Origin of the sequence: Pseudomonas moraviensis subsp. stanleyae (genome assembly GCF_036283065.1) — a bacterium.
Taxonomy (GTDB): Bacteria; Pseudomonadota; Gammaproteobacteria; order Pseudomonadales; family Pseudomonadaceae; genus Aquipseudomonas; species Aquipseudomonas stanleyae.
On record NZ_JAADJI010000003.1, the window covers coordinates 15476 to 36634 of the forward strand.

19 protein-coding genes and 2 pseudogenes are annotated in these 21159 nt (G+C 57.0%); 13 read left to right on the top strand and 8 right to left on the bottom strand.

Annotated elements, in window-relative coordinates:
* Positions 1-223: 223 nt before the first annotated feature.
* The 10 genes and pseudogenes from GXB78_RS05135 (at position 224) to GXB78_RS05185 (ending at position 7552) form a co-directional block, all read left to right on the top strand.
* Positions 224-754, top strand: coding sequence for a CPCC family cysteine-rich protein (locus tag GXB78_RS05135; protein WP_329514592.1), 531 nt, complete (start codon positions 224-226; stop codon positions 752-754).
* Positions 755-785: 31 nt separating this feature from the next.
* Positions 786-2101 (top strand): annotated as a pseudogene (locus GXB78_RS05140) (RHS repeat domain-containing protein); the annotation flags it as partial.
* Between the two features lie 412 nt (positions 2102-2513).
* On the top strand, positions 2514-2801 hold the full coding sequence (locus GXB78_RS05150; protein WP_329514593.1) for a barstar family protein: 288 nt from the start codon (positions 2514-2516) through the stop codon (positions 2799-2801).
* A 108-nt stretch (positions 2802-2909) separates the two neighbouring features.
* Positions 2910-3254: a hypothetical protein gene (locus GXB78_RS05155; protein ID WP_329514594.1), complete on the top strand. Its 345-nt coding sequence runs from the start codon at positions 2910-2912 to the stop codon at positions 3252-3254.
* Between the two features lie 650 nt (positions 3255-3904).
* Positions 3905-5020, top strand: a pseudogene (locus tag GXB78_RS05160) (polymorphic toxin type 46 domain-containing protein); the annotation flags it as partial.
* Positions 5021-5039: 19 nt separating this feature from the next.
* On the top strand, positions 5040-5312 hold the full coding sequence (locus tag GXB78_RS05165) for a hypothetical protein (protein WP_305427893.1): 273 nt from the start codon (positions 5040-5042) through the stop codon (positions 5310-5312).
* 101 nt (positions 5313-5413) lie between these two features.
* On the top strand, positions 5414-5830 hold the full coding sequence (locus tag GXB78_RS05170) for a DUF2247 family protein (RefSeq protein WP_329514595.1): 417 nt from the start codon (positions 5414-5416) through the stop codon (positions 5828-5830).
* A 98-nt stretch (positions 5831-5928) separates the two neighbouring features.
* Complete coding sequence (locus tag GXB78_RS05175) at positions 5929-6015, top strand: hypothetical protein (RefSeq protein WP_329514938.1); 87 nt, start codon at positions 5929-5931, stop codon at positions 6013-6015.
* A gap of 55 nt (positions 6016-6070) precedes the next feature.
* Positions 6071-6568, top strand: a complete 498-nt coding sequence (locus GXB78_RS05180; protein WP_329514596.1) for a hypothetical protein — start codon at positions 6071-6073, stop codon at positions 6566-6568.
* Positions 6569-6724: 156 nt separating this feature from the next.
* Positions 6725-7552 (top strand): glycosyltransferase family 2 protein, encoded by an 828-nt coding sequence (locus tag GXB78_RS05185; RefSeq protein ID WP_329514597.1) that lies wholly within the window; start codon positions 6725-6727, stop codon positions 7550-7552.
* A 322-nt stretch (positions 7553-7874) separates the two neighbouring features.
* Here the strand turns inward: GXB78_RS05185 and GXB78_RS05190 are convergent, their stop codons facing one another.
* The 6 genes from GXB78_RS05190 to GXB78_RS05215 form a co-directional block, all read right to left on the bottom strand.
* Entirely contained in the window at positions 7875-8459 is a 585-nt protein-coding gene (locus GXB78_RS05190) for a hypothetical protein (protein ID WP_329514598.1), read from the bottom strand.
* Positions 8460-8545: 86 nt separating this feature from the next.
* Complete coding sequence (locus tag GXB78_RS05195) at positions 8546-8746, bottom strand: hypothetical protein (RefSeq protein WP_329514599.1); 201 nt, start codon at positions 8744-8746, stop codon at positions 8546-8548.
* A gap of 11 nt (positions 8747-8757) precedes the next feature.
* Positions 8758-9000, bottom strand: coding sequence for a hypothetical protein (locus tag GXB78_RS05200; RefSeq protein ID WP_329514600.1), 243 nt, complete (start codon positions 8998-9000; stop codon positions 8758-8760).
* A 620-nt stretch (positions 9001-9620) separates the two neighbouring features.
* Entirely contained in the window at positions 9621-10688 is a 1068-nt protein-coding gene (locus GXB78_RS05205; protein ID WP_329514601.1) for a lipocalin-like domain-containing protein, read from the bottom strand.
* Positions 10678-13146 carry an FtsX-like permease family protein gene (locus GXB78_RS05210; RefSeq protein ID WP_408005108.1) on the bottom strand — a complete coding sequence of 823 codons (2469 nt, stop codon included), beginning with the start codon at positions 13144-13146 and terminating at the stop codon, positions 10678-10680. The genes GXB78_RS05205 and GXB78_RS05210 overlap by 11 nt, the downstream gene beginning before the upstream one ends.
* Positions 13146-13799: an ABC transporter ATP-binding protein gene (locus GXB78_RS05215; RefSeq protein WP_016774109.1), complete on the bottom strand. Its 654-nt coding sequence runs from the start codon at positions 13797-13799 to the stop codon at positions 13146-13148. The genes GXB78_RS05210 and GXB78_RS05215 overlap by 1 nt, the downstream gene beginning before the upstream one ends.
* Before the next feature lie 138 nt (positions 13800-13937).
* Between GXB78_RS05215 and GXB78_RS05220 the strand changes: the two genes are divergently transcribed.
* The gene (locus GXB78_RS05220) at positions 13938-15911 is read left to right on the top strand and encodes an alkyl/aryl-sulfatase (protein ID WP_329514602.1); all 1974 of its coding nucleotides are present in this window, start codon (positions 13938-13940) and stop codon (positions 15909-15911) included.
* A 336-nt stretch (positions 15912-16247) separates the two neighbouring features.
* On the opposite strand, the gene GXB78_RS05225 is transcribed toward GXB78_RS05220, so the two are convergent.
* Complete coding sequence (locus GXB78_RS05225; protein WP_329514603.1) at positions 16248-17099, bottom strand: helix-turn-helix domain-containing protein; 852 nt, start codon at positions 17097-17099, stop codon at positions 16248-16250.
* Positions 17100-17196: 97 nt separating this feature from the next.
* On the opposite strand from GXB78_RS05225, the gene GXB78_RS05230 reads away from it, so the two are divergent.
* Positions 17197-18159 carry a LysR family transcriptional regulator gene (locus tag GXB78_RS05230; RefSeq protein WP_329514604.1) on the top strand — a complete coding sequence of 321 codons (963 nt, stop codon included), beginning with the start codon at positions 17197-17199 and terminating at the stop codon, positions 18157-18159.
* Entirely contained in the window at positions 18156-19175 is a 1020-nt protein-coding gene (locus GXB78_RS05235; protein ID WP_329514605.1) for an AraC family transcriptional regulator, read from the top strand. The genes GXB78_RS05230 and GXB78_RS05235 overlap by 4 nt, the downstream gene beginning before the upstream one ends.
* A gap of 115 nt (positions 19176-19290) precedes the next feature.
* Here GXB78_RS05235 and GXB78_RS05240 read toward each other — a convergent pair whose 3' ends face one another.
* Positions 19291-20988 carry a sulfatase-like hydrolase/transferase gene (locus GXB78_RS05240; RefSeq protein ID WP_329514606.1) on the bottom strand — a complete coding sequence of 566 codons (1698 nt, stop codon included), beginning with the start codon at positions 20986-20988 and terminating at the stop codon, positions 19291-19293.
* Between the last annotated feature and the right edge of the window lie 171 nt (positions 20989-21159).

Sequence of the window (21159 nt, forward strand, 5' to 3'; positions counted from 1 at the left end):
ATAACTCAGACAGAATACCTAAAACAGGCTAAAGAGTTCTCAAAAGAATCGGGAAATTTCAACGAAACAAATGTTGGAAATTTCATAATAAAACACGACCCAGCAACAGGACGAATATTTGTAGGGCATTTGAAATCAAGAGAAATACGAACGTTCTATAGAGATGATGGAAGGAGCGCTGACGCTTTTCAGTCAGCTATTAATTTGGCGAAGGGACTGTAATATGACTAAGATTGATCGAAACGCCGCTATAACAAAAATCTCGACTGAGATTTTGTTTTCCCTTAATCATGAACAGCGGGAGTCACATCTTGTTGACTGGTGGGGTATAGATGAAAGCAATCCGGAATTCTTCAACCTTTCAGAACAATTACGGCAATCAATAGCTGCAGAACACGATTTACCCAGCGACATTGACAATGAAAAATATGATGAGCTAATTCAGCTTGCAATCAAATCAAATTACAAAGGCGTAAGAAACTCATTTTTATCAAAAATAATGAAAAAACTCGACATTGGAGAGTACGAAGTACATGGAGAAGTTGAGAACCTGGAGATTTGCCCGTGCTGCAACTATCACACACTCGCCGCGCTAGGAAATTATGAAATTTGCGACCTATGCGGCTGGGAAGATATCGGTATTAGCGATCTAGATACCTACAGCGGACCCAACCACATGACGCTTCGAGAAGCCAAGGAAATATTTTCAAAGAAATCTGGAGCACTTCCGCTGGACAAATGGGTAGAAAACTAAACTACCGGCTACCGAAGTGATTACTGAATAACAGCGCGATAAGGCAGGCCGGTAGCTTGTAACAACGCTGCCCGATGGCGAAGAGATTCGCTACAGTACGACGCGCTCGGTCATCTCGTTAACGTCGACGACGGCCACTGGCCGCTCGCCTATAAATACGATCTGCAAGACCGACTCATCGAAGAACACCAAGGCTGGGGCACTCTGCGCTACGAATACGACAGCGTTGGCCAGCTCAAGCACTGCCGTTTGCCCGATGGCAGCAAACTCGATTACCGCCACCAACCTGGCGGGCAACTCAGCAGCATTGACCTCAACGGCTCGCGGCTGACCAGCCACCAATTCAGCGCTGGTCGCGAACAACAGCGCCAACAAGGCTTGCTGCTCAGCCAGTATCAATACGATGAACAGGGCCGCCTGCAAGCGCACAGCGTCAGCCAACGGGACAAACACCTGTTCCAGCGTCGCTACAACTACGATGCCAGCGGCAATCTCGCCGGCATCGACGACAGCCGCAAAGGCAACCGCAGCTTTCACTACGATCCACTGGATCGCCTGATCAGCGTACGCGGCGCAATGCCAGAGAGCTTCGCCCATGACCCGGCGGGTAACCTGCTCGGACAAAATGACCTGCCCGCAGCCAACCTTGCCAACGTCAAAGGCAATCGCCTGCTGATGCAAGGCGACCGCCACTACGATTACGATGCCTACGGCAACCTCATCCGCGAAAGTCGCGGCACCGGCAAGAAACTCGTCACCGAGTACCGCTACGATTGCCAGCACCGCCTGATCGGGGTCAGCCTGCCGGGTGGCAGCACCGCATCCTACAAATACGATGCCTTCGGCCGCCGCATCGAGAAAACCGTCGACGGCCAGACCACTGAATTCCTCTGGCAAGGCGAGCGCCTCATCGCTGAAAGCGCAGAGAACCGCTATCGCAGCTACATCTACGAACCGGGCAGCTTCCGCCCGTTGGCAATGCTCGACGGCGAAGGCCCGCTAAAAGCGGCCCCGTTCTACTACCAACTCGACCATCTCGGCACGCCACAGGAACTGACCGACTACAGCGGCGAGATCATGTGGTCAGCGAAGTACCGCGCCTACGGCAACCTAGCGGCGCTGGACGTCAGCGAAATCGATAACCCGCTGCGTTTTCAAGGACAATATTTCGACGCCGAGACAGGGTTACATTACAACCGCCACCGCTACTACAATCCGGGGACTGGACGGTTCTTGACGCCGGATCCGATCAAGCTTGCGGGTGGGTTGAACAGCTACCAGTACGTGCCTAACCCTACGGGGTGGGTGGATCCGTTGGGGCTTGCCAGTAAGGACTGTGACGAACCTGAACCCTATGATAATGCCGCCCATAACGCCGCCAAATACGAGGCCATGAAACGGGACCTGAGGACGACTGAGGCCGCTAATCCCTTGGTAGAAAGCTTGCGATCTAATGGACAGCTTCCGCCTAATTACGTCACGAAGGCTCAGGCTGCTCAGAGCGGGTGGAAGCCGGGTAAAGCAGTTAACAACAGCGTTCCCGGTGGACAAATAGGTGGAGATATTTTCTACATGATACAAATGTTCTCCCATCCGCCTCTGGCCGTACTTGGTATGAAGCCGACGTTGGACTGAGCAATACTATGTCGCGGAGCAACCAACCTGGAACTAGGCTACTCTATTCAAATGATGGCCTTTTATATATCACCAGTGACCATTATGAAACTGTCAGCCCAATCGGAAAGTGGAAATAATCTTAATGTTAATTGAACTTGACGGCCTATCTATCTCCTCCGAGCAAGATTTCCATAAACGTATAGCTTCTGCATTTTCCGTGGCTCAATACTACGGGAACAACCTAAATGCTCTGTGGGATTTGCTCAGCACGGATGTAGAGCGTCCTATTGAAATAGTATGGAAAAATTCGAAAGAATCTGAACAAAGCATGGGCGAAACTTTTAAAAAAATAATCTCTATATTCGAGCGAACGAAAAATCAGGACATATCTCTGGGGTTAGATGAAAAATTCGAATACAAATTAAAGTGAAATAACCTGATACTTGCGAGCGCTTTTGTTCAGCGCTGCAGTGAGCACGACTCTCATCAGGATGATCAGAACAAAGTATTCACGAATGCAAAGATTTGAAGAGAGCTAATGAGATCAAAACTCGAATACAAACTCCAACCTATCCGAATACCAAGCGGATGGACAATAACAATCAACAACCTGTTTGAGGTGGAGCTGACAGCTGAAACTTGCGACTGGTTCTCTAGTTCGGTACTGATTGGAGGAGCCCGTCAGAGTACCGGGCATTGCTTTGACACGAGAGTCGAGCCCGAAGGGGATCCCGACGGAGAATTTGTGATTGATATGCTAACAATCGAATATGATAAAAGAGGTGAGCCAATCAAAAACTCCGAAAAGTTTCTAGGTGAGTTCAGAACCAAAAGCAAAATCGAATTCATTGAAAGAATTGAAGAGTTTATGATTGAGGCTTGACTTACTCACAAATCAAAATAATTAAACTCAGACTTCCAAGCTCAATCTTTATTAAAGCCGGAACCGGCGACGCAGGACAAATGGGAACAATACTTTGGTACGACTCACACCAAGTACTAAATAAATGAATATCACAATAACCAAGATCATCCAATACAGCTCTAACGAAACACAAACAGGGCATTCAACCGTCTACGGCACCGGAATTTCGACCTTTATAGGTCCGCAACCAAACAAAGATTAAGTTTATGATGTCGAGCTCGATAGCAACGATAATCTTTAATGGAGAGACAACTTAGTAACATCCAAAAAAAGAGCACCCCCCTTTTATCACGAAAACGCTAAAACACTTATCACGGCGGAGTTAGAGGCCATCGAAGATGACGGCTGCGGCGTCTTGAAAATTGGCGATTCTGTATTACTAGTATCTATTGAGATACAACACCAGACCCTCCCCCTATTTGTAGACATAATTTCGGAGGACATTTTGGTTTATCCAATCGATCTATGATCCAGAATCAAATCTGAGCTATCGGATTTATTATATCTAGGCTAGTTACCTTAAGTGATCGCCACTTTCTAAACGCCTAAACGTTCTCTGACCGAAAATACAACGTCGCCTAGTCGGCGTTAGCCTGCCGGAAGGCAGGATCCGCGAGCGACGCGACACCGGCCAGAAGCTCATCACCGAGTATCGCTACGACTGCCAACACCGCCTGATCGGCGTCAGTCTGCCAGGCGGCAGCACTGCAACCTACAAATACGACGCCTTCGGTCGCCGCATCGAGAAAACCGTCGACGGCCACACCACTGAATTCCTCTGGCAAGGCGAACGCCTCATCGCCGAAAGCGCCGAAAATCGCTATCGCAGCTACATCTATGAACCGGGCAGCTTCCGCCCGTTGGCAATGCTCGACGGCGAAGGCCCACTTAGAGCGGCACCCTTCTACTACCAACTCGACCACCTCGGCACTCCGCAAGAGCTCACCGACTACAGCGGCGAAATCATGTGGTCCGCGAGGTACCGAGCGTACGGCAACCTCGCGGCGCTGGATGTCAGCGAAATCGATAATCCGCTGCGCTTCCAAGGTCAGTATTTCGACGCCGAGACGGGGTTACACTACAACCGCCACCGCTACTACAATCCTGGGACTGGACGGTTTTTGACACCGGATCCGATCAGGCTTGCGGGTGGGTTGAATAACTACCAGTACGTGCCCAACCCTACAGGGTGGGTGGATCCGCTGGGGTTAAGTTGCGTTCCCAGTGATTGCCCCGATACCAGGCGCGCAGAGCTAAATGAAAAATACGGTCGCACTGGAGATATTAACAAAGATATAAATATACGTTCTAGAAAAGAAACTGCGACAGCCTTTTATCGAAGCCAAGGCTTCGAGGAAACGAGCATTCCCGGACATTTGAATGGCATAGACTTTAATCAGCCAGTGAATGTTGAAGCTGTAAACCGACGGAAAACCGTGTATCAGTATCAGTCGCCGGGCGCACCTCAAGGTAATTATTATTCTTTGAACCCAGCTACCACACCATCGGAGCTAGGTATTGGTCCGCTGGGCGATAACCGCGCAGCGGGCACTGTGGAGTTGAAGCTCCAAGGTGTTTATCGAACCACCGAGAAGCAAAAAGTTTTGAAATCCAAAGCCAAGTCCATAGACGACACGTGGTCAGTGCGCGGTATGACTCAACCTTCATCCGGTGGAGGCACGCAAATTTTCAGTGCATCCAAAGGTAGTCTTGAAAAACAATAACACTTTCATAGGCAAAAAAATGAATCAAGCTCTGCTCTACGAAATTGCTAAACGCACCGGATTTATTGTCACATTATTCTCCGATCATCCGGATTTTTTTTCATCTTGGTCGCTACGGATAAAAAAGCACGATGCGTCATATATGATCGAACAAGACGGACGAGATGGATGGATGATTTTCTACAAGGAAATTGCGCCAAACAAATATCAAGAACTAGACAAAAAGATATCCCATTCGATGAATGATGATGAGAAGGCAAATACCTGTGAAGCCTGGCTTAAAACAATTTGAAGCAATCATTTGAAGGTGAACGAAAATAGCTCATCGGAGTGCTGCGCGGAGTCAAGCAGTGCCGAGCGCTGACAGCGTCCGTAACTAGCGACACTACTGCGTTGCAAGACAGCTCCATCTGTTTCGCCTGTAATACGCTAACAACGTCATCACCAAAAAAAGCGTATGAACTTTCTTCACTAGATCCGCAGGAGCTATATCTAGCACAGGACCTTATAAAATCTTTAGCGAGTAATGAACCAACAACAAAAAATGACACCACTTCAAAGCCTTGGGTATACCTGTTACTTTCACATCTTTATGAAAACAAGGATTCTTTTCTGGATCCTCTCGAAAAAGTTGAAGAGCTATATGCTGATCTCGATTATCCAGAAGAGGTCTCATCGATTGTCAGATATATGCCTTTACCCGAAGGCGAGGCAGGATCAGAAGAAAGACTTTACGCGAATTGGAAAAGCGTTATTTCTGCATACGAAAAATTATTCTCCTTCGGAAGGAACCCTGACAAAAACAGCTGAACTCTACATCTACGAACCGGGCAGCGCCCCTTGGCATTGTTCGACGGCGACGTCTCGTCTACTACCCACTCAAGCACCTCGGTTTCCCTCAAGGACTCATCTGCTACACCGGCAAGATCAAGTGGTCGGCAAAGTACCCTGTCTACGGTAATCTCGCAGCGCTGCACTTCAGCGAAACTCACTAACTCGGTCGCATCGCCAGCAGAAAATTAAACCAGGGAATTTGAGACTGAAGACCAAATGAATACCCGTCAGATAACGCTTGCCAATCGATGGACCGCAACCTTTCAAAACATCGGTGAGTTTCGCATGGGCGTCGAGGGCTGGAGCTTGCTTCTACAGGGTCCGGATAACCAGACGATCAAATACTTCGCAGACCAGATTGTTCTAGCGAACGACGAGGACGGCCACCAAGCCAACACCTGCATCCTGCTCTCGGTCGATGGTGTTTACGGCTATTTGCGTACGGCCGTAGACGGCGACTGGGTGATCGATTTTGCGCGAGGGATGATTGCCCCTCACCGAGTAACAATTCGCCACCATCACGACGCTTACGACGAAACCCTTGCGCTGTACGAGCAGCCCGCCTTCAAACGCGTGCGCCAGTACATCAGTGTTGCCGGCAAACACATCTATCTAACCTTTCCGCTAACCAGAGATGAGGATTTTCCCAATTTGTGGGAGGAATACCTGGCGATCCGCAAGCGCCAATTGGATGAAATTTACTTCGCAACCTGATGAACGCATGGAGACCTCCGGTACGCATTCCAACCGTTTTACGTCCTTACACTTCTCCAGGCCCTACCCTGCCAAATTAAGCTTCACCTAAGCTTCCCCCGCTAGCATCCCGGCCCATGAACCCCGTCGTTTAAGCCGTGGATGAGTCCCTCCGACATGAAAGCCTTTGATCTACCCGCCCAGCCGCAATCCAACTTCAGCCTCGTTCTGGTCAATTACAAAACCCCGGACATCACCCGCATGTGTCTGGAGCTGTTGCGTGAGCATGTTCAGGCGCAGGGCATTCCGGTGTGGGTGGTGGACAACGATTCGGCGGATGCCAGCCTGGATTACTTGCGCTCGCTGGACTGGATCAATTTGATCGAGCGGCCGTCGCCGGGCAAGGAGATGGGGCACATCGCCCATGGCAAAGCGCTTGATCTGGCCTTGGCGAAAGTTGAGACCGATTACTTGTTTCTGCTGCACACCGACACGTTTGTCTACGACATGGAAGTCTTCGCGATGATGATGCGCGAATGCACGGAAAGTTCGGACATGGCGGCGGTGGGTTGTGTTGAGCAACTTGATCGTGGGTTGCTGAGAGATACCTGGCGGTTAACTTCGCGCTTCTGCAAACACCATGTTCGCCGTCTCAAAGTTCATTTCGGCCTGCGTTCGAAACCGCCACGTCCGTATAAAGAAACGCATCTGAAAAGTTTCTGCACACTGTGGAATGCGCGTTTGATCAAGTCGCAAGGTTTGCACTTCTGCATGGACGAGGAGGTGCCGGGTTACACGTTGCAGGATCGAATGGTCGAACTAGGCTACGGCGTCAGATTTCTCTCACCGCGGACGATTTTCCGCTATCTGGATCACATTCAGGCCGGCACCGTTGCGGCGGCAGGCACGTATGGCAAGGGTCACCGCCGTACGAGGATGTATCAGCAGACTCTCAAGCGCTTGCAGGGGCAGCGCGGCAAAGCCGGGATGCCAGCTTCGACATGATCGAAAACAATAAAAAAGGGCGACTTCAAAGTCGCCCTTTTTTGTATTTTGATTTTGTATACATCTGTCGCGGTGGTGGAGTTCGCCCAGTGTTATGGCCTGGCAATCCATGCACCGGTAAAGAGCCCTGACACTGGGCGAACGCCGAGGATTTTAATTCAATCCCATGAATAAGTCGTCATGCGCAAACATGAAATTTTTGTACTGAAAAGTTAAAAGCCGTCATTTCCGATATTTCCCCAGAATTGTCCGACAGAAACTTTTACATGATTGCTCTCATACATAAAGTTGTACAAGAGCAATAAAGTTGTAGAGCTAATACTCAACTATCGTGCTGACTGGTCACTTTCAGGATATCGGTGTAAGTGACAATAACGCTTTGCCCTACTTTCAGATCTTTCAACTTGGCTTGAATCTCCGGCCTCTTCACATCGAGCGTCTTCGATTGTCCGGACGGGTTTTCGAGAGTGACCTGGTTGGTCTTCAAGTCAATTTCGGTGATTTTCAGCTGCACCTGAACCTGACGATAGGCCTCACCGCCCGGGTTGTCGCTGCCCGGCGCCTTGCGCAGTTCGCCGGTGCGCTCGGCGGTGCCTGGCAGACCTTTATCCACATTGGTGTCGAGATAAGCGGCGACAGAGCGCTGCACCTCGATCGTCACCAGGTCGCCCACCTTGAGATTGGCCAGGTTTTTCGCTTTGTCGCTGAGCTGGACATGGACCTGACGCCCCTCGGGGCCTTCCAGCACCACTTGGTGATTGGCCGGGTCGACGGCGAGCACTTTGGTGGTTACGGAATCGGCCTCAACGGTGGCGGACAATGGGATATCGGCAGCCAAAGCGCCGAAACTGGTGACAGAAAGCAGCGTTGCGAGGGTGATGGCCTTGGCCAGTGCGTCGAGCTTCATATGCATTACTTTCCCTGTGATGAAATGGCGACGCCCGCCGCCGAAGCAACTTCAGCGGCGGGCGTACCAGTGAGCATAGACGCTGTTCAGGGCTTGACTTGGGTTTGTGGTCCGCGGGTATGTGGCTTGGCGGTCTCCTGGGCGGTGGATTCGCCGCTTGCGGTGCCTTTGCCACTGTTCTCTCGCTGCTTGGGATCGGTTGGGCGCAGGGCATCGTTGTCGCGCTCGGTTTCGCCGGCCGGGCGCGGTTCGTCGGGGTTGTCGTTCTGATTGACGGTTGTATTCACGGCGGTAGTCCTCAGGCTTCGGGATCGTCAAGTTCGCGGGCGACGTTGACTTCAGGCGTTTGCCTGTGCAAATCGTCGGCCTTTGCGCGTAGCAACTGCCACTGCTCAAGATCGATCGCCCCTTGGCCGAGCAGGTCGTCGGCGATGCGCTGCAAATCGAAATAGTGAGCGTCGGGCGATTGCTGCCAAAGGGTCTGATCGTCGAACAGGCGCTGCCAGGTGTTGAGGTCCGGGAGTTGCACGTCGTCGCTCATGGGTAAGTCCGAAAATGGCGGGTTTCTGGGTAGAGCGGTGGGCGCCGGTGAGAGTTCCAGTCAGTTCGCTCAGCGGTGAAGGCACGGACGCCATCGCTGGCAAGCCAGCTCCCACAGGGATGAGGTAAAGCCGGAGAATTGGTCATTTGGAGAACCGCTTTCGCGAGCAGGCTCGCTCCCACAGAAAAGCAAAGCAGCGCAGCTGCCCGCGGCGAAGCCGCCCCACTCAACAATGAGCGTTAGCTCGAGTGCTTTTGATCTTGATCCACGGGCGACGTCGGAAGGCTGAGTGGAGGGATTGATCCGGGCGTGGGAGCGCAGCAACCGTTTGGCGAAGCCAAACACAGCGAGAGGAGGTGCAGCGAAGCAAACCGGAGGCGCTGCGCCCGGATCAATCCCGCAGCGAAGGAACCCCGAGCTTGCGAGGGGCCGAACGCAGGAGCAAGCCTTTTGGGTTACCTTTTTGGCGTTTGAAAAAGGTGACCCGCCGTAAGGGCGGAACCCTAAGCAGCCGTTACCGCAGCAACGGATATGTACTCGGTTAACCAGAACAAATCATCGCTCGACAAAAAGCCTTCGCGAGCAGGCTCGCTCCCACAGGGAAGAAAGCGGTGCCGCCGTTAATACCCGGTCATTTCCAGATAGCCCTGGCCAGGATGGCTGCCATTGATCTTCACCGGACCTTCCCAATAGGGAATACGCAAATCCATCCAGGCGTTGCGGTTGATCGCGTCGACGCTGATGTCGAGCTTCTTGTCGGGAATACGGATCGACCATTTAACCGGCATCGGCCGATCGGCGACCTTGGCCGTGTCCTGCGGAACAAGGCTGATCTGCTCGCTGCGCAACGTCTGAATCTGCCCGTCGGCAGCGATCCAAGTGCCGGTCAGATAAGGCGCGCCGTCCTTCTGCCGCATGCGATAAAGCATCACGTGTTCGCCGCTGTCCAGGTGCAGGGAGAACCAGTCCCAGCCAGTCTGGTTGGCAGTCAGCGGTTGACTGCTCCACTCGCGATCAAGCCATGCCGGGCCACTGACGGTGTAAGTCTGGCCGTCGATCTGCAGCGTGCCGCTGGCCTGAAAAAACGGCTGGCTGTAGTAATACGAGGCCTGGCCTTCTTCGGATTTCTGGCTGAAGCCGTTGTCGCCCTGCAACACCAGCGGGCGGCTGGAGGTGAGGCGCAGTTGATACGCGAAATTTTTATCGCGGGCGCTGAGCTGCATATCGCTCAGCGGATCCTGCGCCTGGCTGGCAAACATCCAGTCATCGATCCACGCCTCGAACGGCGCCAGGCGCACGCCCGCCTGGCCTACTCCGCCCCGGGCGTAGCGCTCGGCGGCGTGATGCACCGTGCGCGAAGTGACCGCTGCATGGCCAAGCCAGATCGTCTGATTGCCCCACCCGGCCTGCTCGGCGCGCGGTTTCAGGGCGCTGCGAAACAGCGTCCATTGCACACCAAAATCGTTGCCCTGCTGGTCCTTGAGATTGGCGGTGACGTACCACCACTCGATGCGAAAACCATCATGCGCGCCGTGATCGGCAGGGAAACTGAACACTCGACCGGGCTCAACCGGGGTGAAGGATTGCGCCTGATCGCCCATGCCGGCAAAACCCTTCTCTTCGGGTGCGGGCTGGTCGCAGCCACCAAGCAGCAGGACCAGCATCAGCACGACGCCGTTAATCCTCATGGGCAAACGTCCTCAGCAAATCCGCCGGTTGCGTGCGGTACAGCGAATAAAGCGGCCATGCCGAGGCCAATAAAGTCGCGAGCAAAGCCAGGCCCATCAGCTGCAATAACTGCAACGGGAACACCCGCAATGGCAGTCGCCAGCCGAACGCCTGCACGTTGATCACCGCATCCAGGCACCACGCCAGCGCGATGCCCAGCGGCAGTGCCAACAGCAACGTCAGTACGGCGAGCAGCCAGGTCTGGCCGAGATTGAGCAGCATCAATTGTCTGCGCGTCACGCCCAGCGCCCACAGCGGTGCGAGTTGGCTGAGCCGACTCTGGCTCTGGGTCAGCAGGCTGATGAACAGCGCCACGCCAGCCACGGCCAGGGTCAGGCTGTTCAATGCCGCCGTCGCGGCAAAGGTGCGTTCAAAGACTTGCACCGACCAGCCCTTGAGCCGCGCCTGATCGACGATGCGGCTATCGTCCAGTTCAAAGTGCGCCTGCAAGGCGTTGAGCAGCGCCGGAATCTGCGCTGGATCGATGCGCAGATTGAAGCGGTTCGGCGTCAGTTGTGGCCAGCCGCGTAACAGGTGATCACTGCTGATCAGCACGTGCCCTTTCGGATTGCCATAGTCAGCATAGATGCCGACGATACGCGGCGACCACGTGCCGTTCGGCGTCGGGATGCGCAAATGCTCGCCTGCTTTCAGTTTCAGCCGTCGCGCCAGTTGTTCGCTGAGCATCACCGCATCATCCGTGGCCAGCTTGCTCCACGGATCGCTGCCGCTGCTGTCGAGCAACGGCCAGTGCTGGCGATAGTGCGGGTGATCGATGATGCCGTAGACATCGGCCGGCCAGCCTTGCAGCGTCACCGAGACTTGCCAGTTGGGCAGCACTGCGCGGACGTTGGGCTGCTGCTTGAGCCAACTGTGCATCTCGCGGGCCTGCGCCGGGTTGGCCGGGTTGATGTACAACTCGGCGCTCAGGCGTTGTTCGAGCCAGTCGTTGAAGGTCTGGCGAAAACCGGCGGTCATGCTGCCGGCACCGATGTTGGCCGCGAGCGCCAGCAGCAGCGCCATCAGCGCCAGACTCAAGGCTGGCAGTTGCTGGCGGCAGTCGGCGAGAAACCATTGGCCGAGCACCGAACGGCTACGCCCGAGCAACGGGTTCAGCAAAGCGCTGAGCAACACCGGCAAGGCCAGCGCGGCACCCAGCAGCAGCCCGGCCATGAGCACGAAGCCGCTGCTCAGGCTGTCGCCCCAGATCAGCGCCCCCAGCGCAATCGTCAGCAGCGCCGCCGCCAGCCAACCCTGCCGACGCAACCAGCGCGAATATTGCTGATGCCAGGCCTGCGGATCAGCCACCGCCAGCAACGGCAGACGCGCCGCCCGCAGCAGGCTGTTGGCCCCGGCCAGCAAGGCGCCGAGCAGGCTCAGACCGATGCCGCTGAACCACCACCAGGGACTCAGGCGCAACTGCCCCGCCACTTCCGCGCCATACAACCCGCGCAGGCTGGCGGCGACGTCCGGCAGCAGCACGCTGGCCAGCCAATAGCCGCTGATCACCCCGAACAATCCGCCGATCAGCGCCAGCACACCCAGTTCCACCACCAGACACGCGATCAGCATTCGCGCGCTGACGCCACAGGCGCGCAATGTGCGCAGCAAGCCTCGGCGCTGTTCCAGAGCAAGGCCGATCGCGGCGTGGACGATGAACAAACCGACCAGAAACGATAGAAATCCAAGGGCATCGAGATTGAGATGAAAGCTCTCGGTCAGCCGCGCCAGATTGTTTTCTTCACCGCTGCTGTTGAGCTGCAAACGATCGTTGAAACTGGCCGGTAAATCCTGATGAAAGTCCTTGGGCAGCAACAACCGCGACAGTTGCTCGGGTTGTTCGAGCAGGCTTTGCGCTACGCCGATGTCGACCAGCAACAACCCCGGCGCCATGTCTTTCTGCGCGAGCAGCGGCGGCAGGGTCTGGCCTGCAACGGTTTGCGGTGTGTCACATTCGTGCAAGCCGAGCATTTGCAGGGTGTCCGGCGAAATCCAGGTGCTGCCCGGCGGGCTGAAAAATTCGACGATCCGCTCGATCGGCATCGCCTGCCCGGCCACTGCGGAATCCCCCGGCAACGACACCGGTTCGATGCCCATCACTTGAATGCGTTGATCTTCGTGGCCCTTGAGCGTCAGCCGGCCTTGCAACACTGGCGACACCGGCCAGCCCTGACGGCGCAATTCGATAAACCAGCGCTGGGGAAACAATGCACCGTTCGGCGTCCTCAGGCTGGCTTGCGGTTCGCCGCCGATCATCTGGCTGGCCCGCGCATAGCTGTCGCGTGCCTGACTGTTCAGCGCCTCGACGCCGGTGAGCAGACTGGTCGCCAGCCACAGCCCGGTCAGCACACTGAAAAACTGCACGGGATGGCGCCGCCAGTGGCTGAGCAGCGCGCGCAGGGTCTGCCGCCAGATCATCAGGCGACCCGCCCGTTGGACAACACCACGCGCTGGGCCAATCGCGCCGCAACGCGCTGGCTGTGGGTGACCATCAACAGGGTCGTCGGTGTGTCATCGAGCAATTCGAGCAACAGTCGCAGGACTTCATCACTGGTCGCTTCATCAAGGCTGCCGGTGGGTTCATCGGCCAAGAGCAATTTCGGCTGCGAAGCCAATGCTCGGCCGAGCGCTACCCGTTGCTGCTGGCCGCCGGAAAGTTGCTCGGGATACCGCGAAAGCAAATCGCCCAGACCCAGACGCTGCACCAGATGCGCCTGCCAGCGCGGCTCATGGCGCCCGGCGAGGCGCGCCTGAAAGGCCAGGTTGTCTTCCACGCGCAGACTGCCGATCAGGTTGAACTGCTGAAACACCAGACCGATTTCTGTGCGTCGCCAGTTGGCCAATTGCGCTTCGCTCATGGCTTCCAGACGATGTTCGCCGCTGCGAATACTGCCGCTGTCGACCTTGTCCAGCCCCGCCACCAGATGCAGCAGGGTGCTTTTGCCACTGCCCGATTCGCCCATCAGCGCCAGGCTGCCACCGGCCTCAAGCGTCAGGTCGACGCCTTGCAGCACCGGCAACAATCCCTGTGGCGTGGCATAGCTTTTGAAAACGTCGCGAACCTCAAGCATGGGCAAACCCGATCAGTGAACCTGGGCCTAGGATAGCGGCCCTGAATGGTTTTTGTCCGCTGATGATCATCGCCAACCCAGTGCTGCGCCCTACGCTGCTGGCTGTTCGGCCCATAACGATAAAAACCGGAGACACCCATGCCTCGTTTCATCCTGAGCCCGCGCGGGCTGCTGACCTGCCTGATCACCGCTTGCCTGAGTCAGTCGCTGCTCGCTGCCGATGGCCCGATTGCGCCCAGCGCGCAAACCGCCGCGAGCAACGCTGCTGTCCTGAACACCCTGCCTTTCAGCGACCGCACCGATTTCGAATCTGTCAGCAAAGGCTTGATCGCACCGTTCAAGGGCCAGATCAAGGATGCCGCCGGCAAAGTCATCTGGAACGTCAACGCCTATGACTTCCTCGCCAAAGACAAGTCGCCGGAATCGGTCAATCCGAGCCTGTGGCGGCTGGCCCAGCTCAATGCCCACGCCGGTCTGTTCGAGGTCAGCCCCAAGCTGTATCAGGTGCGCGGCCTCGATCTGGCCAACATGACCATCATCGAAGGTGACGACGGGCTGATCATCATCGATCCGCTGACCATGGCCGAAACCGCCAAGGCTGCGCTGGATCTGTACTACGCCAATCGCCCGCGCAAACCGGTAGTCGCGGTGATCTACAGCCACACCCATGTCGATCATTTCGGCGGCGTGCGCGGGGTGATCGACGAGGCTGACGTCAAGGCTGGCAAGGTCAAGGTCTACGCACCCGTCGGCTTCATGGAACATGTGATGAGCGAAAACGTCGTGGCCGGCAACGCCATGAGCCGCCGCGCGCAGTACCAGTTCGGTAGCCTGTTGCCGCGCAGTGAAAAAGGCCAGGTCGATGCCGGCCTCGGCAAGAGCGCGCCCAGCGGCGGCACAGTCACGCTGATCGCGCCCACCGATCTGATCGCCGAACCGCTGGAAACCCGCACCATCGCTGGCCTGCAAGTGGAATTCCAGCTGACCCCGGGCACCGAAGCGCCGGCGGAAATGAACCTCTATCTGCCCCAGTTGAAAGCCTTGTGCATGGCCGAAAACGCCACGCAGATGATGCACAACATCCTCACCCCGCGCGGTGCGCAGGTGCGCGATGCCAAGGCCTGGTCGCAATACCTCGACGACAGTCTGGCGCGCTACGGCGACAAGGCCGACGTGCTGTTCGCTCAGCACAACTGGCCGACCTGGGGCGGTGAGCGCATTCGTACTCTGCTTGCCGATCAGCGTGACATGTACGCCTTCATCAACGACCGCACCCTGCATTTGCTCAACCAGGGCCTGACACCATTGGAAATCGCTGATGCGATCAAGAAGCTGCCCGGCTCGCTCGATCAGAAGTGGTACACCCGCGGCTATTACGGTTCGCTGAGTTTCAACACCCGCGCGGTGTATCAGCGCTACATGGGTTTTTACGACGGCAACCCGGCCAACCTCAATCCATTGCCACCGGTGGAGGCAGCCAAACGCTCGGTCGAGGCCATGGGCGGTGCCGCGTCGGTGCTGGAGAAAATGCGCAGCGCGATGGCCAGCGCGGATTACCGCTGGGCCGCGCAGTTGGGCAACCAGTTGCTGTTCGCCGATCCGGACAACGCCGACGCGCGCAAGGCTCAGGCCGAGACGCTGGAGCAGTTGGGTTATCAAAGCGAGAACGCCACCTGGCGCAACATGTACCTGACCGCAGCGATGGAACTGCGCAACGGCGTGCCGCCGCAATCAGCCAACTCTGTGTCGGTGGACATGGTCCGGGCGATGAGTCCGGAAATGTTCTTCGACTACCTCGCGGTACGCCTGGACAGCGACAAAGCCGTCGCCCATGACCTGACGCTGAACTGGACGTTCGACGATGTACAAAGGGATTTCACGCTGACCTTGCGCAATGGCGTACTGACTCACCGCGCCGGGCTGAATCCGGCGGCGGATGCCAGTGTCAGCCTCAGCCGCGATACGCTGGAAAAGATCAGCCTCAAGCAACTGGACTTCCCGACGGCGATGCAGAAGGGATTGGTGAAATTGCAGGGCAATGGTCAGAAATTCGGACTGCTGATGGGCAGCCTGGATACGTTCGGACCGCAGTTCAACATCGTCACGCCGTAAGTCAAAAGCCCCTCACCCTAGCCCTCTCCCGGAGGGAGAGGGAACCGACCGTGTTGGATGTGCAAAATATGCCGACTTGGAATACCGAGTGGAATGCAATTTTGAATAACACGCAGATCGGCTCCCATGAGTCATAAGCCCCCTTCCCGGAGGTAGAGGGGACTGACCGAGTTGCATGTACGAGCTACGCCGACGTGGGATAACGAGTGGAATGCAATTTTGAATAACACGCAAATCGGCTCCCTTTCCCCCTCGCCCCCTTGGGGGAGAGGGCTGGGGTGAGGGGGTAAATCTTGCTGACACCCTTGATGACGATCAATCACCTCGATCCTGCTTTCAACAAACCTGCCCCGGATTCAACCGGAACTGCTTCGGCGTAATCCCGAACTGTTTGCGAAACGCGCGGATAAAGTTACTCGGCTGGCGATAACCCAGCCGTTCGGCGATCCGCTCGATCGGTTGATCGCCCGCCGTCAGCCAGTGCCGCGCCATCGTCAGATTATCCTGACGCGCTGGTACGCAGGTTTGAGCGTGCCAGTGGCGCAGCATGCTCTGGTGCAAAAACAAGTTGGTGCCCAGCAAGGCCTGATCGAGGATTGAGCGCGGCAGGGTCAGGCACAAATGCTCGCCCTGCTCCACCGCGATGCCTGCTTCACGCAGCCAGCCACCGGCCATTTGCGCCGGGCGCAGGCTGACATTCACAAATACATCTCCAGGCGCCGCGCCCATTCGACGGGCAATATTGCGCACCAGGGTTATCGCCGCCGCATCCAGAGCGAAATGATGCAGCTGTCCCTGCAGCGAACGCAGGCGCAAATGTGCGAAATCGCCCGCCTCGACCAACTCCACCGCGACGTAGTTGATCACCCGAGGCAAGCAGTCGATGAAGCACTTCAGGCTGGCGCGCAAGGTCGCCGCCGAGTCGAGCAGAATATTCAGCCCTTGCAGGCAATCGGTCGCCATCCCGTCGGCCAGTTCACAGCCAAACGTCGGCGCCATCCCTGCCCACTCACACTCACGCCACAACCGTTCAACCGCTTGTGCGGCGATCAATTGATGTTGCCCGGCGAGCACTGACGCGCAGATTCCGACCCGCGCCATCAAGCGTTGCGGGCACACGCCAGACTGTCGGGCATGCGCGAGAATCGTGCGGGTAAACGCGCTGGAGGCGAACAGAGGCTGAGACATGAAAGCGTGCCATCGAAGAACAGGCGTGTACTTATGCCAGCGGACGTGCTATCGATCCAATGCATTAAAAGTATCCGCAAAATGCAGGAGACGCATGATGGACCTTCGCCAGCTTCGCCACCTGGTCGCCCTCGCCGACTATCGCAATTTCGGCCGCGCCGCCGAGGCGATCAATTTGAGCCAACCGGCGTTCAGCCGCAGCATCCAGACTTTGGAACGTGATCTCGACTGCGAACTGGTCGAGCGCAGCAGTCGTGAGTTTCGCCTGACCGGGCAAGGCGAACTGGTGCTGCAACATGCACGGCGCCTGCTGGCCGGCAGTCAGGCCCTGCACAACGAATTGACGCAGTACAACGGCCTCACCGGCGGCGAACTGCAATTCGGTTGCGGGCCGTATCCGGCGCAAGTGCTGGTGCCCGAAGCGCTGGCCGATTTCATTCAGGCGCACCCGGCAATTCGCACGCGCTTTCATCAGGGCGACTGGCAGCAATTGTCGCTGTGGTTGCGCGAGCAGCAGATCGAGTTTTTCGTCGCCGATGCGCGGCACTTCGTCAGCGATCCGCAGTATCAGGTGCACCTGTTGCGCAAGCGGCCGGGACGGTTTTTCTGTCGCGCCGGCCATCCGCTGGTCGCCCAAGCAGAGCTGCGCTTGCGCGCCCTGCTCGACTATCCGATCGTCGGCACACGCATTCCTCCGATGATTCGCAAAGTGCTCGCCGATATCCTCGGTAAGTCCGACTTCACGCCGAGCGTCGAGTGCGCGCAGTTCGACGCCATCCAGCGCGTGGTCCTGCGCTCCGATGCCGTGGGGCTGGCGACGCTGGAGGCCTTGCGTGAACAGCTCGACGCCGGCCTGATCGAGTTGCTCGATTTTGTCGATGTGCCGCACGACGAAGCAGCGCTGCAATTGGGTTACGGCATTGTCAGCCGCGCCGGTTATACCCTGACGCCGGCAGCGCGGGCGATGATCGAGGCGATCCTTGGCGTCGATCAGCGTTTGCTGGCGGCTAACGGCGCAACGGGAGCAACGGGAGCAACGGGAGAAGCGCGCGCAACATGAGCACAATCCATCAGCAACCTGCCAACGCCTTTTACGCGCCGACTCTGCTGCCGGCCATTGAGGAATTGCTCGCGCGCGGCATTACCCAAGGCGCCATCGAAGCACAACTGCGCCGCAGCCTGTCTGATCTGCGCACGCCCTTCATGCGCATGCCGCTGCTGATGTCGCGGCGCTTCTGGGGGTTTGCGGTGGAGCAGAGCGCAGATCCATCGATCGGGCTGGCGGCGGGTAGACGCTTCGTCTCGACGGCTACCAACGGCCTCACCTATCTGTTCGACGTCGCCGTGTCGCTGCAACGTGCCTGTGAGTTTTTCGCCGAGTACTTTGCGTTTTTCAACGGGCATTTCCGTGTGCAGATCCTGCGTGAAAATCGCGGCGTAACCCTGCGTCTGCTCGAGTCCGGCAGTCTTGGCGCTCCGGCGGCGCTGACTGATTACATCCTCGTCAGTCTGTGCAGCCTGGTGCGGCGCAAATTGCTGGCCAGCGGCGTGACCGGTGATCCGGTGCTGGGTGTGGCGCTGGCGTCGGCCAGCCGCGAGGAACATCAATCGGCGTTCCGCGCCCCGGTGAGCGCAGGGCAGCCATGGGCGGCGATTCATCTCGATCCTCAGCTGTTCGCAATGCCGTTGACACCGGGTAATCCGGCGCTGGAAACAACCTTGATCGATGTGCTGGAACAGACCCGCCGTCACAGCGAGTCGACCCTGCTGGAACAGCTCAGCGACTACCTGATCGAGGATCTGGCGACGGCGGACTGGCCGCAATTCTGCGCCGCGCAGCATGTGCTCGAGCGCACGGCGGCACGACGGCTGAAGGCGTTGGGCTGGACCTTCAGCGAACTGCTTGATGAGTACCGCCGTTATCGGGCCGAGGACCTGTTGCAGTCCGGCGCGTTGGAACTGGTCGAGGTGGCGGATCGGTTGGGGTACAGCGATGTGCAGGGTTTCAATCGGGCTTTCGCGCGCTGGCTGGGGTGCGCGCCTGGGGAGTATCGGGCGCGGTTCAACAAGGGTTGAGACTGTCGCAGCCTGTCCCGTCATCGTTCGCGAGCAGGCTCGCTCCCACCCTGGAATACGATCCCCTGTGGGAGCGAGCCTGCTCGCGAAGAGGCCCGCCCGAGCAACCCGAAACTCATTGCCCCGCAGCCACACTCGCCGGCGCCCGCTCAGGCGTAACGATGCTGCCCAGATCGATATGCTTCCACTCAGGCTTGGCCCCCAACCGCGCATTGAAGCGGTAGTTGAAAGTGAACTCATCCGCCGTCGGAACGCTCAGCGGTTTGCCATATAGCGCTTCAATCCCCGCCAGGTCGTAACCCATCACCTGCAGCAGCGTCGGGAAAATGTTGTAGTGGCTGGAGCGGTCCTTGTTGGCCGGCAGACTCGCTGCCCAGTCCGGCGTCTGCAAGCCACGGCCCTGAATCACCACCAACGGCACCAGCCCCTCCTCCTCCACCGGGTCGCCACCGCAATGGGTATTCAAACCCGGGTTGCCGCGCTCATGCAGATCCTGGCCATGGTCGGAGGTGTAGATCAGCAGCGCATTGCTCAGATTGGCCTGGGCAAAGACCCGGGCGAAGAACTCGCCGACATTCCACAACAGCGTGTTCTTGTAGGCGTTTCGATACAGCAGCCAGTCATCCGGCTGGCCATTGAAACCGGCGCGTTCACCAGTGTCGGCGACTTCGGTGAACTGGCCGCGGGGCAAGGTCGGACGGTAGGCCATGAACGCGTCCGGGTATTTGTCATGCACCGGAAAATGCGCGCCGACCTTGTTGATCACGATCAGCTCGGCGCGATTGTCGTTGAGCAGCTCAATCAGCTTCGCCGCCGCCGCCATATCGCGGTCGCGCACGCTGGTCTGGTCGAATTGCACGAAACTGTCGATGTCGTTTTTCTCGGCGGCGGTCATCAGGTTCTGCAGGTTGCCGGCGGTGCGCTGGGCGTCGATGTACACCGTGCCGAGCCCGGCCTGTTTGGCGTACTGCCAGATCGACGGCTGCGTGCTGTTGATGCGCCGGTAATCGGCGCGGGTGCCGCCGTAGCGCAAGGTAACGTTGGTGTCCGCACTGCAATTGGCAATGGACGCGGCATAGCCAAAGTTGAAGACATCGACCCCGGCTGGCGCCTGTTTGAGGTTGCTGTGCACGCCGAACGGCGCATTGATGTCGAGGTAATTGCCGGAAATGCTTTCGTCGATGATCAGCACGATGTCGTGGCCGACGGCAGGCGCGGCGCGCGCGAGGGTAACCGCTTCACGCGGGCCGACAGTGTCGTGCAGCGCTTCATAGGCAAACAGATTCAAATAGGCCAAAGGCGTGTACATGATCGGCAGGCCCCGGGCGCCCTCTCCCGCACGTAAAAACAACAGAGCGCTGAGCATCAACACACCGACGATGGGTGCCGCGATCCGCAACGTGTTCGGTACGACCAGGGCATGACGCGGCTTGAGCCCGATGCCGAACAACAGCAGCAAGCCGCTGAGCACCGCGCGCAGAATTGCGTCGCGGTACTGATACGCCGCTTCCTGGATGAAGCCGCCGGAATACACCAGCGAGACAAAATCGCTGTACCTCAGGTAATCCGCAGTGACCCGGGTATAGACATCGAAAAAAACCGCCGCCGCAAACAGCGTTAATGCGAATGCATGTCGAACGAGAGCCTGCCTTATATAGGCAGTCAGATATAACGCGAAAGTTAGCGCCAAAAACATCGCGCCAAAAACAAGTGCATTAAAACTCCACCCGATAGTATTTAACCGCTCCAGGTAATAGTCGGAATACAACAGAAAAAAGACAACTAAAAGCAGTTCTTTGGCATATCGGAACATGGCGATACCGGGCGTGCGAAAGGGCGGGATGTCAAAGCTTTGTCGGTCAGAAGCTGACACTAGCACTCGGCCTCAAAAGCGCAAGAATTGACTGATAGCCGGATCAGGCGTCAAAAAAACGGTGCCTCAAATCTGACGCGCAAAACTCCGAAAACCCTTTAAAACCAATAC